General features: G+C 36.0%; 10 protein-coding genes and 1 riboswitch. Of the genes, 4 read left to right on the forward strand and 6 right to left on the reverse strand.

The annotated features are described in order from the left end of the window. The first annotated feature begins 316 nt into the window (after positions 1-316). Positions 317-775 (forward strand): hypothetical protein, encoded by a 459-nt coding sequence (locus B2008_RS02400; protein ID WP_281828995.1) that lies wholly within the window; start codon positions 317-319, stop codon positions 773-775. Between the two features lie 48 nt (positions 776-823). Here the strand turns inward: B2008_RS02400 and B2008_RS02405 are convergent, their stop codons facing one another. From B2008_RS02405 to guaA, 3 genes are all read right to left on the reverse strand, one after another. After that, positions 824-4,417, reverse strand: coding sequence for a DUF7149 domain-containing protein (locus B2008_RS02405; protein WP_281828994.1), 3,594 nt, complete (start codon positions 4,415-4,417; stop codon positions 824-826). A 95-nt stretch (positions 4,418-4,512) separates the two neighbouring features. After that, the gene (locus tag B2008_RS02410; protein ID WP_281828992.1) at positions 4,513-5,490 is read right to left on the reverse strand and encodes a hypothetical protein; all 978 of its coding nucleotides are present in this window, start codon (positions 5,488-5,490) and stop codon (positions 4,513-4,515) included. Between the two features lie 210 nt (positions 5,491-5,700). Next, a complete protein-coding gene (guaA, locus tag B2008_RS02415; protein ID WP_281828990.1) occupies positions 5,701-7,254 on the reverse strand; it encodes a glutamine-hydrolyzing GMP synthase in 1,554 nt (517 codons plus the stop codon). 157 nt (positions 7,255-7,411) lie between these two features. Beyond that, positions 7,412-7,509: riboswitch (purine riboswitch) on the forward strand. A 73-nt stretch (positions 7,510-7,582) separates the two neighbouring features. Between guaA and B2008_RS02420 the strand changes: the two genes are divergently transcribed. The 3 genes from B2008_RS02420 (at position 7,583) to B2008_RS02430 (ending at position 11,025) form a co-directional block, all read left to right on the forward strand. Beyond that, the gene (locus B2008_RS02420) at positions 7,583-8,161 is read left to right on the forward strand and encodes a xanthine phosphoribosyltransferase (RefSeq protein WP_281828988.1); all 579 of its coding nucleotides are present in this window, start codon (positions 7,583-7,585) and stop codon (positions 8,159-8,161) included. A gap of 1 nt (position 8,162) precedes the next feature. Continuing rightward, positions 8,163-9,440 (forward strand): nucleobase:cation symporter-2 family protein, encoded by a 1,278-nt coding sequence (locus tag B2008_RS02425; RefSeq protein WP_281828986.1) that lies wholly within the window; start codon positions 8,163-8,165, stop codon positions 9,438-9,440. A gap of 160 nt (positions 9,441-9,600) precedes the next feature. Further along, complete coding sequence (locus B2008_RS02430) at positions 9,601-11,025, forward strand: C69 family dipeptidase (RefSeq protein WP_281828984.1); 1,425 nt, start codon at positions 9,601-9,603, stop codon at positions 11,023-11,025. 71 nt (positions 11,026-11,096) lie between these two features. Here B2008_RS02430 and B2008_RS02435 read toward each other — a convergent pair whose 3' ends face one another. From B2008_RS02435 to rpoE, 3 genes are all read right to left on the reverse strand, one after another. After that, the gene (locus B2008_RS02435; RefSeq protein ID WP_281828982.1) at positions 11,097-12,398 is read right to left on the reverse strand and encodes a UDP-N-acetylglucosamine 1-carboxyvinyltransferase; all 1,302 of its coding nucleotides are present in this window, start codon (positions 12,396-12,398) and stop codon (positions 11,097-11,099) included. Positions 12,399-12,521: 123 nt separating this feature from the next. Further along, the gene (locus B2008_RS02440; RefSeq protein WP_281828980.1) at positions 12,522-14,141 is read right to left on the reverse strand and encodes a CTP synthase; all 1,620 of its coding nucleotides are present in this window, start codon (positions 14,139-14,141) and stop codon (positions 12,522-12,524) included. A gap of 126 nt (positions 14,142-14,267) precedes the next feature. Further along, positions 14,268-14,825: a DNA-directed RNA polymerase subunit delta gene (gene rpoE, locus B2008_RS02445; protein ID WP_281828979.1), complete on the reverse strand. Its 558-nt coding sequence runs from the start codon at positions 14,823-14,825 to the stop codon at positions 14,268-14,270. Positions 14,826-14,844: the final 19 nt, after the last annotated feature.

Genomic DNA, 14,844 nt, shown 5'->3' on the forward strand with positions numbered 1-14,844 from the left:
ATCAATCTATGAGAAAGATCTATTTACACAAAAGATTTGACAGTTTCAAATGATGACCCTAACAATCCACTAGATAAGGAAGTTAAATATTTCGACACACTCTTTTTAAATAAAAAAGAAGCTTTCAATTATTTAAATGATATTATTAATAATTCATTTACTAGCATCTCCTTAATTACTCAAAAATTTACAAATTATAACTCGAAGTGATACACAAATTAACTCATGGATTAATTTAGAAAAATGGATTACAGCAGATTCTAAAATTAAATCAGTTGCAAATCAGAAAATACAGTTAGTTAAGCACTTATTACAAATGGAAACTCAAATTAACAATTACAAACTATTTGATAATCATTCAAAAATTAATGGAATCCCTTTTCAAATCAATGGATTAGATTTTGACCTTAATCCCATTACGAACAATAAGATCCAAATGCTTAATGCTATTGGTATAAATGATATAAAACTTCTTGAGGCTACAACTTTTCCTAATTTTAAAATCAATAATGAATGGAAAGAAAATTATCACGAAATTGATCACTTCATTGGTTATTTAGAAAGATCAAATAAAACAATAGAAGAATTTTCTTCCAGTTTAAATGCTTCATATTATTCAGAATATATGACACGCCTAGACAAAGAAAATGAATTTCCACAATTTAATGAGAGTGAATTTATCTTTACAAATACTATTACTATATTAAATAAAATGATTGATAATTACTTATTTCAGTTCAAGCCTAAATACTATGATCGTTTTATAATTCAATAAAAAAATACTGTTAAATCAAAGTTATCTCACTCTGATTTAACAGCATTATTAAAAAGTAAAATCTCGAACTTCTTGCTTCTCTTCGTCAGTTAATCCATATGCATCCATTACCAATTCATCAATTTCATCATTTTCTTTAGAGTAATCTTGCTTAGATTCTGCTTTACTCATAATCACTGAGACTACATCTGCAATTTGCTTTTGTAGAACTTGTGGTGCTATTGGTATAGGGAATTGTTTAACATCTGTGTTTACTAGTCTTGGAAATGTTTTCCGTTGAAATTTATCAAACTTCATTATTAACCATAACGTTAAGCATTTTGAATTAATCACACCTAGCAAGTAATATATGTTAATTTTATTAATATCTGTGAGTATAATCGATGTTCTATCACTAATAAAATTCTTATCAGTAAAAGTAGCAAGTATTGCCTGCTCACTCATTGTAGGTATTTGCCTGATTAAGATTCTTTCTCCTTGAAAAATCTTTGGATCTCTCATTGCTGCTAAATTTGGTCCATATTTCAAATATTTATGATCCCAATTAAGTTGATACCTATCAATTGTTCGTCCCATGAAATACGGTTTATACGTTTCATCTTTTTGAAAATCGGCCTCATAGATATGTTCTTTAATATCATTCTTGGTCATCGCTGGGATGCCTTTACCAACTTCATAGACGTTTACACCTGCTTTAACTACTGCCAAATTTTCTTTAGATATAGAATTAAAAGAGTTTATTTTATTAAAAGCATCAGTGTATTTCCTATACTTTACTTTTGAAATACTAATTACAGACTCATCCTTAAAAAATTTGTAATTAACTGTACCTAAAGTTTGGTAATCATCTTGTATTAATTCACCTACTGTTATTTGAGATGGTTTTGTCTTAGTACCAAATATTAAGCAATTATCAACACTAGCATCAGCAAAAATTTTATCTAAAGAATTAATAATAATTAATCCACCCATCTTATTAATCAAAAACTTTCGCATTTTAGAATCTGTATTGATAGTCAGCATATTATTAGGCACGATATAAGCAAAAGTACCATTTTTCTTTAATAAGTTATAACCCAATTCCATAAACAGCGTATAAGTATTAGCTTGGTATTCATCCACTTCATAATGTGAAAGATAATATTGCTTCGTTTTATCATCAAATGACTGATTTCTAGCAAAAATATATGGTGGATTTGCAATAACAATATCAAAGCCGACAAAGTTACCATCTTGATCTAACACTTCTGGAAATTCTAAACGCCATTCAAGAGCAGCGTTATAAAGTGGATCTCCCTTTCTATTTTCAAAGCTTTCTTTTGCTTCTTTAACTTTTTGTCTCAATTCAGCAATTTTTTTATTATCAACTTTTTGATCAAAAAGGTTAGTAGTTCCTGCTAATTCTGCAAGTGCTTTATCATATGTTTCAGCTTCAGGAGATCTCCAGCTGTTCACAAAAGTACTTTTAATACTATTAATCTGGCCATTAATTTCAGATTTAATACCTTTATCACTAGTATCTTTATATTGTTTGACTAACTCAACATATTGCTTAAAGTCTTTTTTACGAAGATCAAATTTATCAGTAAGATCATAACGATGAATCAAACTATCCCCAACTTTGATATTAATATCAATATTAGGAAGAGTTGTTAAATATCTATGCCCATTATCATCTTCTGAATAATATGCGTTCTTTAAAAGTTCAATCCATAATCTTAAACGACAAATATTTACAGAGTTTGGATTTAAATCCACACCATAGAGACAGTTTTCAATAATTGTCTTTTTTTGTTGGAACAGTGCTTTTTGCACTCTTAATGAATTAGGCTTATTAGCATCATAAGAATAGTTATTACCATACTCATCTTGAATAATTAATTCATCATTGGCTACAGTACAACTAATATCATTTAATAAATTACCGTCAGCATCAAATAACACCCTAAGGGATGCTTTAATAGCAATTAATTCATTAAGCACAGAAACAAGAAAATGCCCTGAACCAACTGCAGGATCCAAGACTTTTAATTCATCAATTGCATCACTGATCTTCTTACGATTTTCAACAGAGAAATGATAGTCTCTGGTAATGTATCCTAGTTCAGTTATACTCTTAGCATCAGTTTTTAAAGTTTCATTAACCTTAGTGAGAACAGCTTGTCTAACTGCTCTTTTAGCCATATACATGGTTATTTTCCCTGGCGTAAAGAACGAACCATCTTTATAACCATTAATCTTTTCAAAGATTAACCCCAATACAGACGCATTAATTAATTGGTCTTGACTCTTCTTGTTCTTAGCATCTACTGCAGATGTAAAATCATATGAATTTAAAAATTTGAAAAGATAATCTAAAATTTGAACCTTACCTGTTAACTTCTTACCATTAGCATCCCTTAATTTTGTTTTAGAATAGACCTCTATTTCACCTTCACGTAATCCATTAATATTTATACCTTCTTTTGAAGATTCAAGTTCTGTTCTTTCAAATAGAGAGCTATTCATATACGGAACATATGGGAACTTTTCTTTTATTCTGTCTCTTCTTTCTTCGACTTTCTTAGCCATTACCAAGAAGAAAAGCTCATTAAGGTCATCAAAAGAAGTAATTTTTTTAGAGTTCAAGAATTTATACTCATCACTATGATTGAAACTAACTAAAGAAGATTCCAAGAGTTTCAAGAATAAAATTCTATTGATCCACACAACATTCAATTGCATAGCAATATCAAATTGTTTTCTTTCTGGAACATCATTTATATCTAATTGCTCAATAGTATTTTCAATTAAAGAAGCATCTTGTCTTTTACCCTCTTTAAACCTACTAATAACCTTATTTCCGCTCTTCTTCTCTTCGTGAAGCCCCATAATGTATAAAAGCTCATTGTAAAAATTCTTATTCAAGCTATTTGAGTCTGCAAAAACCATTTCATTTAAAAGGTTTTCAGTACTAAAAAATCTATAAAGACGGGTTATGTCTTGCTTTTTAAACTCATTAGAATTAGCTTTCAGAGAGTCTCTTAAATCAAAATAACCAATTTTAATTGGCTTAGTTAAAGCCTTATCAATTGCTGGAGCAATAACTTCATCAAATAAGAAGTCAGTTTTGGTACTAGATAGTTGTCTTGCTTCAAACTTATTAAACAGATCAACTAACTTTTTATTTTTATAAAAATACTTTTCAAGCTCATTAGAATCAATAACAAAGAAATCATAACCATTAGTTACAATTCCTTTCTTAACTTCTAAATTTCCATTAACAATTCTTTCTCTTAGATAATAAGCAACTAGTTCTCTAAAAGCTTTAACATTTAGATGATCTTTGCTCATCATTTCAGACTCATTACCTAAAAGTCTTTTATATTCAACGATGACGCCAACCTTACTTTTGCTGGTTTCACCATTATAAATAGCTAAATCAATTCTTTCACTAGTATTAATAAATTTGTTAGGAATAACCTTTTCTAAAAAATCACGGAATATTCCTTTTTGAAATTCTTCTGTTTGTTTTTGGTTTTCTGCTATTTTTTTATAATATTCTTCAAGCGCCTTTGTAAATTCTTCTTTTTGGTCATCTTGAGGCATAATCGCTTCAACATTACGATTAATGCTTTGTTTTAGATTCTGTATAATTGCCATAGTGTCTCCATTATTCTTTTAATTCTTATATTATTTTACCTATCAAAGCAAAACAAAAAAAGCTATCAGTAATAATTTTACCAACAGCTTTGCTATTACTTGTCAGGTTTATACAGAACACTTTTTTCATAATAGTCATTATAAAAGTCAGAAATACCATCTAATAGTAAATCACAAGCATTTTTTTGTGTTTTACCTGTATTATGATGATCTACAGAGTTTCGTATCATAAACAATGAATTTATGAAACTTTCTTGTCTCATAGAAATATTTATAGGATTCTTCCTAAATGCAAGAACGTAATCTCTACTAGTTGGTGCTTTGGGAAATCCTTTAAAAATTCCATTATTTTGTTTATCTCTATAACCCTTCTCATCATAATTTTTTAGAATAATATACATCAGATGCTCTAGACAGCTTCCTAATCCAACCGCACACAAAAACCACTTTTCATTTTCATATGCAAAAAGACATTGATTAAACTCATCGGTAAATTGACTATCATCTATATCTTCTAACATATCATTAAAATGATATCTATCTACAAAAAACCTTTGACGTGTCTGCGGAAAAGGTTGAATAGGTGTAGGAATTTCTTCTGCTTTTTGTGTAATGTCATATTCATAATCTACCCAATCTTTACTCCAACGCTCACGAAATATATCAACATCCCAATTTTCATCAGGCCAGAAAATTATAGATCCAGGAATAACATCATTTTCAATTTCTTCATCCAATAAGCCTTTGTTTTTTAACCACGATAATTTATATTTTGTTCCACCTCTAATTTTATGGCTAAACTCTGGATTTTCTGTTTCCTTTGAAAAGTCAAATTTAATAAACTCATCGCTATTATTTTTATTATTCTTAGTTGCAAAAAACAACGTGTAACAATCATATCCAGGTTCATCATAAAATACCTTTATAGCATAAATTTTGATTTTCTTATTTCCTACCCATGAATACCTAGTTAATTCATCTTCAGGGACATTAAAATAATCTACTCTTTTTAAATACTCTTTATGTAATTTATCTATAAAGCTTTGATTTTTATTTTCTTCGTTACCATCCATATAATACAAATCCTTCTCTATCCATCACACTAAATCTTTATTATTAATTTTACTCCATACCTACTTACCAAAAAAAGACTCCTAGCAATAACTAAGAGTCTCTGGCAAACAATTGGCAAACAACCATATTGTTAAACGTAGTTTTTTATTTATTTCAGTTCCTACAAATGCTTTAATATAGCCCTTCCAACTTTAAGTAATATAAGTATCTTATTCCCATTCAATCGTGGAAGGCGGCTTACTCGTGACATCGTAAACTACGCGATTAACGTTATCTACTTCGTTTACGATTCGATCAGAAATGTGACCTAACACATCCCATGGAATCTGTGCAAAATCAGCAGTCATCCCATCAATTGAAGTTACGGCACGAATACCAATCGTGTAATCGTATGTCCGGCCATCGCCCATCACGCCAACTGAGCGAATGCCTGGCAAAACCGTGAAGTATTGCCAAATCTTTTCTTGCAATCCTGCCTTCTTAATTTCTTCACGCAAAATCGCATCAGATTCACGCACGATCTTCAACTTATCAGGCGTAACTTCACCTAATACACGAATACCCAAACCTGGGCCTGGGAATGGTTGACGCCATACAAGATCATGTGGGATGCCCAATTTTTCACCTAATTCACGAACTTCATCCTTGAACAATTTACGCAAAGGTTCAATCAGCTTGAAGTGCATGTCCTTAGGAAGTCCACCAACATTGTGGTGCGATTTAATTGTTTGCGCCGTATTAGTACCTGATTCAATTACATCAGTGTACAAAGTACCTTGAGCTAAAAAATCAACATCATTTAGCTTCTTAGCTTCTTCATTGAAGACTTCGATAAATTCCTTACCAATAATCTTCCGCTTCTTTTCAGGATCAGTAACGCCCTTTAACTTACCCAAAAAGCGATCTGCCGCATTCACACGGATAATGTTAACGCCCAAGTCCTTATTTAAGGCCTTCATAACTTGGTCGCCTTCGTCTTTACGAAGCATTCCGTGGTCAACAAAAATACAAGTTAATTGCTGGCCAATTGCCTTATGCAAAAGAGTAGCAGTTACGCTTGAGTCAACTCCGCCGGAAAGACCTAAAATAACCTTCTTGTCACCGACCTCTTTACGGATGTCATCAATTTTCATTTCAATGAAATCATCCATCGTCCAGTTTGCTTTAGCACCACAAACTTTAAAGGCAAAGTTCTTCAAAATATCCAAGCCATATTCAGAGTTTCTAACTTCAGCGTGGAACTGAATACCATAAAACTTCTTTTCATCATTAGCAATGGCAGAAATTGGGCAGTTCTTGCTCTTGGCAGTAACTTTGAAGCCTTCTGGAGCCTTAGTTACCAAGTCGCCATGACTCATCCAAACATATTGTTTTTCTGGCAAGTCACTAAATAAAACTGCATTTGGATCAGTAACTTCAATATCTGCACGACCATATTCAGAATTATCAGCCTTTTCAACCTTGCCGCCCAGATCATATGACATTAATTGCATCCCGTAGCAAATCCCTAAAATTGGAATCCCCAACTTGAAGATTTCTGGATTAACCTTAAGAGCGCCATCATCATAAACACTGTTCGGACCACCAGAGAAGATAATTCCCTTTGGTGCCAACTCTTTAATTTTATCAATGCTGATATCATGGGCTAAAAGTTCGGAATAAATACCAAAATCACGAATACGACGAGTAATCAATTGGTTGTATTGACTACCAAAGTCAAGCACGATGATTTTGTCAAAGCCGTTAAGATTCTTTTTTGACACTGTTCTTTGCTCCCTCTTTTCGGACACTTTTTCTCTAACTCTACTAGGAAAAATTGAAAAGGTCAATCATAAAAATTAAAAAGCAGCCGCTGAATTAAAATCGAACAATTTTTGTAAAATTAGATCTTGCGTTCGGTATCCTTCTTTGTTAAAATACAAACAACAAAATAATAATATCTATATATCGTTGCAATAAGGGCAACAGTTTCTACCCGGAACCGTAAATTCTGGACTATAGGTAATCGAGTCATTAAAAAGAAAACAAAGGATCTCTTTTACCGTAGTTGCGGTATGAAGAGGTCCTTTTTGCGTGCTTTGGGAGGAAAACGTGAAGTTATTAGAAGACAGAATTAAACAAGATGGCCAAGTATTGCCAAGTGATGTACTTAAAATCAATTCATTTTTGAATCACCAAGTTGATCCAGAATTAATGATGGCTGTGGGCAAAGAATTCGCTCGTCTCTTTAAAGATGCAGGCATCACCAAGATTTTAACCTGTGAGGCTTCAGGAATTGCACCTAGCATCATGGCTGCTTATGAATTGAAAGTGCCAATGGTTTTTGCCAGAAAGAAAAAGCCATCAACTCTTAATGATGCAGTCTATTGGGCTGACGTCTTCTCTTACACTAAGAAAGTTACCAACAAAATTTGTGTTGAAGAAAAATTCTTATCTAAAGATGACACTCTTTTAATCTTGGATGACTTTATCGCTCATGGTGAAGCCGTTAAAGGAATGGTCAATATTGCAAATCAAGCGGGCTGCAAGATTGCCGGCATCGGTGCAGTAGTTGCAAAAACTTTCCAAGGCGGCAGTGACTGGATCAAGGAACACGGCTACCGCTTTGAAGCTTTAGCTAATATTGACAGTTTCAAAGACGGTCAAGTTCACTTTTTAGGAGAAGAATAAAATGCACGAAGTTAGCCACAAAAAAGCCGCTGTCTTAGGTCTGCAGCACTTGCTTGCAATGTATTCCGGAGCGGTTGCCGTTCCACTGTTAATTGGAACAGCGCTTAAATTCAATGCCGTTCAAATGACCTACTTGGTTTCAATCGATATTTTCATGTGTGGGCTAGCTACCCTTTTACAATTACTCCGCAATCGCTATTTCGGAATCGGACTTCCAGTTGTCTTGGGTTGTGCCATCCAGGCCGTTGCACCTTTGGAGTTGATTGGACAAAAGTTTTCAATTAATACCATGTATGGTGCCATCATCGTTGCCGGGATTTTCGTTATTCTCATTTCAAATTGGTTTTCAAAAGTTAAAAAGCTCTTCCCACCTGTCGTAACCGGAACATTGATTACAGTCATCGGTTTAACTTTGATTCCAGTTGCCTTTCAAAATATGGGTGGCGGAACTTCAACAGCAAAGGATTTTGGCGATAGCAAAAACTTGATTATTGCCTTTGCTACTATCCTGATCATCGTCTTAGTTGAAGTTTTGGCAAAAGGTTTTGTTAAATCCATTTCAGTTTTGATCGGTCTGATTGGTGGTTCAGTTCTTGCCGGCTTGATGGGCATGGTTTCAATTAAACCCGTACTAGAAGCATCCTGGTTCCACTTGCCACAATTCTTCTACTTCGGCAAACCTGAATTCGAATGGTCATCTTGTTTAACAATGATTATCATCGCCTTGGTGTCAATGGTCGAATCAACTGGTGTCTTCTTTGCCACGGGCGATTTACTTCATAAAGATATTAAAGCTGACGACTTAAAGCGGGGTTACCGTGCTGAAGGCTTAGCTCAAATTTTCGGCGGTCTGTTCAATACTTTTCCTTACACTACCTTCTCACAAAACGTTGGCTTATTGCAACTTTCAGGAATTAAAACCAAGCGTCCAATCTACTGGGCCGCTGGTCTCTTAATGGCAATGGGACTTTTGCCAAAAATTGGTGCAGTTGTTACAATTATTCCAACACCAGTTTTAGGCGGAGCCATGCTGATAATGTTTACCATGATTGCTGTTCAAGGGATCAAGATGCTGCTGAAAGTAGATTTGAGCGATAACCGCAACATCTTAATCGTGGCTCTTTCAATTGGTTTAGGTTTGGGCGTTACTTGTTACCCACAAATTTTCCAATCTATGCCACAAACCGTCCAATTATTCTTAGCCAACGGCATTGTAATCGCCAGTGTCAGTGCTACGCTTCTTAACTTAATTCTCAAGGGAAGAGGTGGTTTAAAGTAACCACTTTTTCTCTTAAAATATTCGTTGTTACACTATCTCTATCAATACACAATTTAACCCCATACGAAGCTTGAACATTTGCTCAAGCTTTTTCTTTCATATTTCTTTTATTTTCCTTACAATATAAATATATAAAGACACAGAAAGGAAAATTTACCCTATGAGAAAACAAACTGAATGTACAACTATTCTTGTCGGTAAAGACGCAACCATCAACGGTTCCACTATGATTGCCAGAAGTGAAGATGGTGGTCGAACTATTATTCCTGAAGGTTTTAAAGCAGTTAATCCTGAAGATCAACCTAAGCACTACGAAAGCGTTATTAGCCACCAAAAGATCGATGACGAAGATTTAGCTCAAACCCCGCTTCGTTATACTAGTGTTCCTGATGTTTCCGGCAAAAACGGAATTTGGGGTGCTGCCGGCATCAATGCAGCAAATGTTGCAATGACTGCTACTGAAACAATTACTACTAATTCACGTATTCAAGGCGTTGACCCCTTACTTGACCCAGAAGATGGTGGTCTTGGTGAAGAAGATTTCATTACTTTGACTTTGCCATACCTTCATTCAGCAAAAGATGGTTTGAAGAGAATTGGTCATTTGCTTGAAAAATACGGTACTTATGAAATGAACGGAATGGCCTTTTCCGATAAAGATGAAATCTGGTACCTTGAAACAATCGGCGGTCACCACTGGGCAGCTCGTCGCATCCCTGATGATGCATATGTAATTGCTCCTAACCGTCTAAATATCGATGAATTCAAATTTGATGATCCTGACTTTGCCTGCTCAGCTGATCTGAAGGATTTGATTGAGGAATATCATTTAAACCCAGATCGTGAAGGATACAATTTGCGTCACATCTTTGGTTCTTCTACTATCAAGGATGCTCACTACAACAATCCACGTGCTTGGTATATTCACAACTTCTTCAATCCTGATTTTGGTGGTCAACCAAGCGATCAAGACCAACCATTCATTTGCCGCGCTAACCGCAAGATCAGTATCGAAGACATTAAATGGGCCGAAAGCTCTCACTACCAAGACACACCATATGATGCTTACGGCGATGAAGGTACTCCTGAGCAAAAGAAGACTTTCCGTCCAATCGGTATTAACAGAAACTTTGAAACTCACGTTTTGCAAATCAGAAATGATGTTCCTGCAGAAATCGCCGGTGTTCAATGGTTAGCATTTGGTCCAAATACGTTCAACAGTTTCGTCCCATTCTACACTAACGTTACTGATACGCCTGAATGCTTCCAAACAACCCCTAAGTTCAACTTGAACAAGATTTTCTGGCTTAACAAGTTAACCGCCCAATTAGGTGATACCAATTATCGGGTATATGGCGAGCTTGAGGATGTTTTTGAACAAAAGAGTCTGTCTGAATGTCATAAGATTCAACACGACACAGACAAAGCCGTAAAGGGCCTCTCGGGCAAGGAATTACAAGACAAGCTTGAAGAAGCTAACAAGAAGATGGCAAACACTGTTTACAACAATACAGTTGAGCTTCTTGGACAAATGGTCGATGAAGGCCACGGCTTGATGACTTTGAAATACGATTTGTTAGATTAAACAATCAAATATATTTTTAGATACTAAAAAAAGATGCCTTATTTAAGGCATCTTTTTCTTATGCTTATTTATTAATTTTCCACAGGATCCATCACACCAGGCACATCCGGATCATCCACAATCTTAGCGTCAGCACCTAATTGTTCTAACTTTTCTTGTACGCGATCATAGCCCCGCAAAATATTGCCAGCCTTATCAATCGTCGTCGTACCATCAGCCATAAGGCCCGCAATCATTAAACAAGCGCCAGCTCTAATTTCGCCAGCAGTAACCTCAGCTCCATGAAGCTGAGCTGTTGGATGAACCAGAATAATATTATCTTCGGCCTTAATATCAGCACCCATCTTTTGCAACTGAGCAATGTGACCAATTCGTTTTGGATAAATATTATCGATGACAACACCTTCGCCTGTTTTGGCTGTCAGAAGAAGCGGCGTAATTGGCTGCTGCAGATCTGTTGCAAAGCCTGGATAAACGTCTGTCTTAATTTGTACCATCTTCAAATCACCGGCAGGGTAAACATATAAAGAGTCTTCATCAGCATCAATGACGACGCCCATTTCTTCAACCTTAGCCAAATATGAGTCAAGGTGCTCTTCAATAATGTTGTGAATGCGAATTCCATTCCCAATGCAGGCAGCGAGTGAAACATAGGTGCCTGCCTCAATTCGATCTGGAATAATTGTATGCGGTATTTGTGCCTTTAACTGATCTACCCCTTCAATTCTGATTGAATCTGTTCCAGCACCACGAATAGTTGCGCCCATATTGTTTAAAAAGGTAGCTAAATCAATAATTTCCGGTTCCTTAGCAGCATTTTCAATGATTGTTTGGCCTTGGGCAGTTACGCTAGCCATAATAATATTCATTGTTGCTCCAACGGATGGCATCTTCAAATGAATCTTCGCACCCTTAAGTCCCTCACCTGGAGCCGTAATTATTATTTGATCATTTTCATTCTTTACTGATGCGCCTAATGCTTCAAAGCCCTTAATATGCTGGTCAATGGGACGTGGGCCAATATCGTCACCACCTGGAAAACCTACAATTGCTTTGCCAAAACGGCCGAGAAGTGCACCCATAAAGTAATAAGATGCACGTAAGCTTTTGATCTTACCGGCTGGCAATGGGCTCATTTTGATATTTTCTGGATCAATGCGCAAAGTCGTCTCACGAAAATCACACCGTACATCCATTTCTGCTAACAAATCCATCAAATTATCTACATCAGCAATCCGAGGCACACCCTCAAGCGTTACTGGCGTTCTTGATAAAATTGAAGCTGGAATTAGCGCAACTGTGGAATTCTTTGCGCCACCGATCCAAACATCGCCTTGCAGGGGTTTCCCACCATGAATTATCATCTGCTTCATTGGCGAAAACAAATCCTTTTCTACTTTCAATAATCATAATAATGTTAAAGGATATTAAGCAAAAAAACAAGAGATGAGGCTTGCTCATCTCTTGTTTTTTAAGCTTTTGTATTATTCAAGTTATTAGAATTCTTCTGCAGGCAAACCACTAGCTGCGCCGATAAATGACTTAAACAAGCCTTCTGGACGTTGTGGACGGCTCAAAAATTCTGGGTGGTATTGAGCAGCAATGAAGAATTTCTTCTTTGGCAATTCAATAATTTCTACCAAACGGTTATCTGGTGAAACGCCACTGAAGACCATTCCTGCATTTTCAAAGGCTTCACGATACTTGTTGTTGAATTCGAAACGGTGACGGTGACGTTCTTGAATGACATCTTGATCATCGTAAGCAGCTCTAGTCTTAGTACCCTTCTTCAAAGTTGCTGGGTAAAGACCTAAACGCAAAGTACCACCAATGTTTTCTTCATCACGCTTATCGGCCATGATGTCGATAATATTGTTCTTGCAGTTTGGTTCTGCTTCAGTACTGTTTGCATCTTCAAGATTAAGCACGTCACGAGCAAATTCAACACTAGCCATTTGCATCCCCAAGCAGATGCCCAAGAATGGAATGTCATTTTCACGAGCATACTTAATTGCAGTAATCATGCCTTCAAGACCACGAGTACCAAAACCACCAGGAACGATTAAACCATCTGAGCCCTTCATAATGTCAGCAATGTTGTCTTCGGTAATATTCTCAGCTTGAACCTTGTCAATATCAATCTTGGTATTGTAAAGATAACCTGCGTGTTGCAAAGCGTCAGTAACTGAAATATATGCATCTTCAAGGTCAACGTACTTACCAACCAAAGTAATTTTAGTGTGGTGCTTCAAGTTCTTAGCACGTTCATCAAGCCTAGTCCAAGCTGTCATATCAGCCTTTGGAAGTGGACTCTTAATTCCTAAGAAGTCGCAAACTTTTTGATCCATGCCTTGTTTTTGGAATGCTAAAGGCACATCGAACAATGATGGTGCGTCAATTGATTCAATGATTCTTTCAACTGGAACATCAGTGAAAGTAGAAATCTTATCTTTGTGTTCTTGATCGACTGGCTTTTCAGCACGCAAAACCAACATGTTTGGTTGGATACCGATGCTGCGAAGTTCAGCAACTGAATGCTGCGTTGGCTTAGTCTTCATTTCCTTTGCTGCGTGAAGATATGGAACCAAAGTACAGTGAATGTACATTACGTTTTCAGCACCAACTTCACGACGCATTTGACGAATTGCTTCCATGAATGGAGTTGATTCAATATCACCAACTGTTCCGCCGATTTCAGAAATAATTACGTCTGAATCAGTTGTAAGAGCAGCACGCATGATCTTCTTTTTGATCATATCAGTGATGTGTGGAATTACTTGAACAGTAGCACCATGGTAGTCACCACGACGTTCTTTTTCCAAAACTTCTTGATAGATCTTACCAGTGGTTACGTTAGAGTACTTACTGGTTCTTACATCAACGATTCTTTCATAGTGGCCTAAGTCAAGGTCAGCTTCAGTACCATCATCAGTAACATAAACTTCGCCGTGTTGGTATGGGTTCATTGTGCCCGGGTCGATGTTGATATATGGGTCAAATTTTTGCATAGTTACTTTAAGACCGCGGTTCTTAAGAAGACGACCTAAGCTGGATGCAGTGATTCCCTTACCCAATGAAGATACGACACCGCCAGTAACGAAGATGTATTTAGTCATTTACCTGCTTCTCCTTCTTTTTAACTGAATTAATAAACAAAAAAAGCTCCCTAACTAGAGGGAGCTAAACGCACATATGGTGCCCAAGAAAAATATTATCTGCTTTTTGACTGTAAGTCAAGCAAATTAATCATCATCTTCGTCATCATCATCATTTAATTGTGACAATTGACCTTCGATGCCGTCTGGCAAGCTATCATCGGTGTCATCTTTGTCTTCATCATAATCTGAATCGGTGTCATCGTAGTCGTCGTCATTTTCGTCATCGTCAGTTGCATCCAAATCATCATCTTCTGGATCATCATTGTCATAGTCGATGATATCGTCGCTGCCAGTAGCTGAAGCCAAGAAAGCATTAACCTTCTTGTGGTGCTTTCTAGTTGATTCTTCGTCTTCATCTTCTGGGTGGTTAACTTCTTCGTCAACTGATTCGTATGGGAACCATGAACGAAGTGCCCATACATTTTCACCCATGGAGATAAATTCACCATCAGTGTTCATATCTGTATAAAATTGTGGCAAACGTTCACGAATTTCTTCATCGCTCTTGTTTAAGTATTTTTGAACAGCGTTAACGATATCAGCAAATGCCATTCTCTTGCCATTATCTTCCAAAATTGCGCGAGCAACTTCGATCATTGACAATTCATCGCGGTTTTTGTCTTTAAACTTGTCTAATCCCACAGTTGTACGTCCTCTCTTT

This window comes from Lactobacillus sp. UBA5813 (genome assembly GCF_002417895.1).
Taxonomy (GTDB): domain Bacteria; phylum Bacillota; class Bacilli; order Lactobacillales; family Lactobacillaceae; genus Lactobacillus; species Lactobacillus amylolyticus.

Bases quoted from the DNA above. Each gene is read 5' to 3' on its own strand.
- B2008_RS02400 (WP_281828995.1), top strand. From the start codon at position 317: ATGGAAACTCAAATTAACAATTACAAACTATTTGATAATCATTCAAAA.
- B2008_RS02405 (WP_281828994.1), bottom strand. From the start codon at position 4,417: ATGGCAATTATACAGAATCTAAAACAAAGCATTAATCGTAATGTTGAA.
- B2008_RS02410 (WP_281828992.1), bottom strand. From the start codon at position 5,490: ATGGATGGTAACGAAGAAAATAAAAATCAAAGCTTTATAGATAAATTA.
- B2008_RS02425 (WP_281828986.1), top strand. From the start codon at position 8,163: ATGCACGAAGTTAGCCACAAAAAAGCCGCTGTCTTAGGTCTGCAGCAC.
- B2008_RS02430 (WP_281828984.1), top strand. From the start codon at position 9,601: ATGAGAAAACAAACTGAATGTACAACTATTCTTGTCGGTAAAGACGCA.
- B2008_RS02435 (WP_281828982.1), bottom strand. From the start codon at position 12,398: ATGAAGCAGATGATAATTCATGGTGGGAAACCCCTGCAAGGCGATGTT.
- B2008_RS02440 (WP_281828980.1), bottom strand. From the start codon at position 14,141: ATGACTAAATACATCTTCGTTACTGGCGGTGTCGTATCTTCATTGGGT.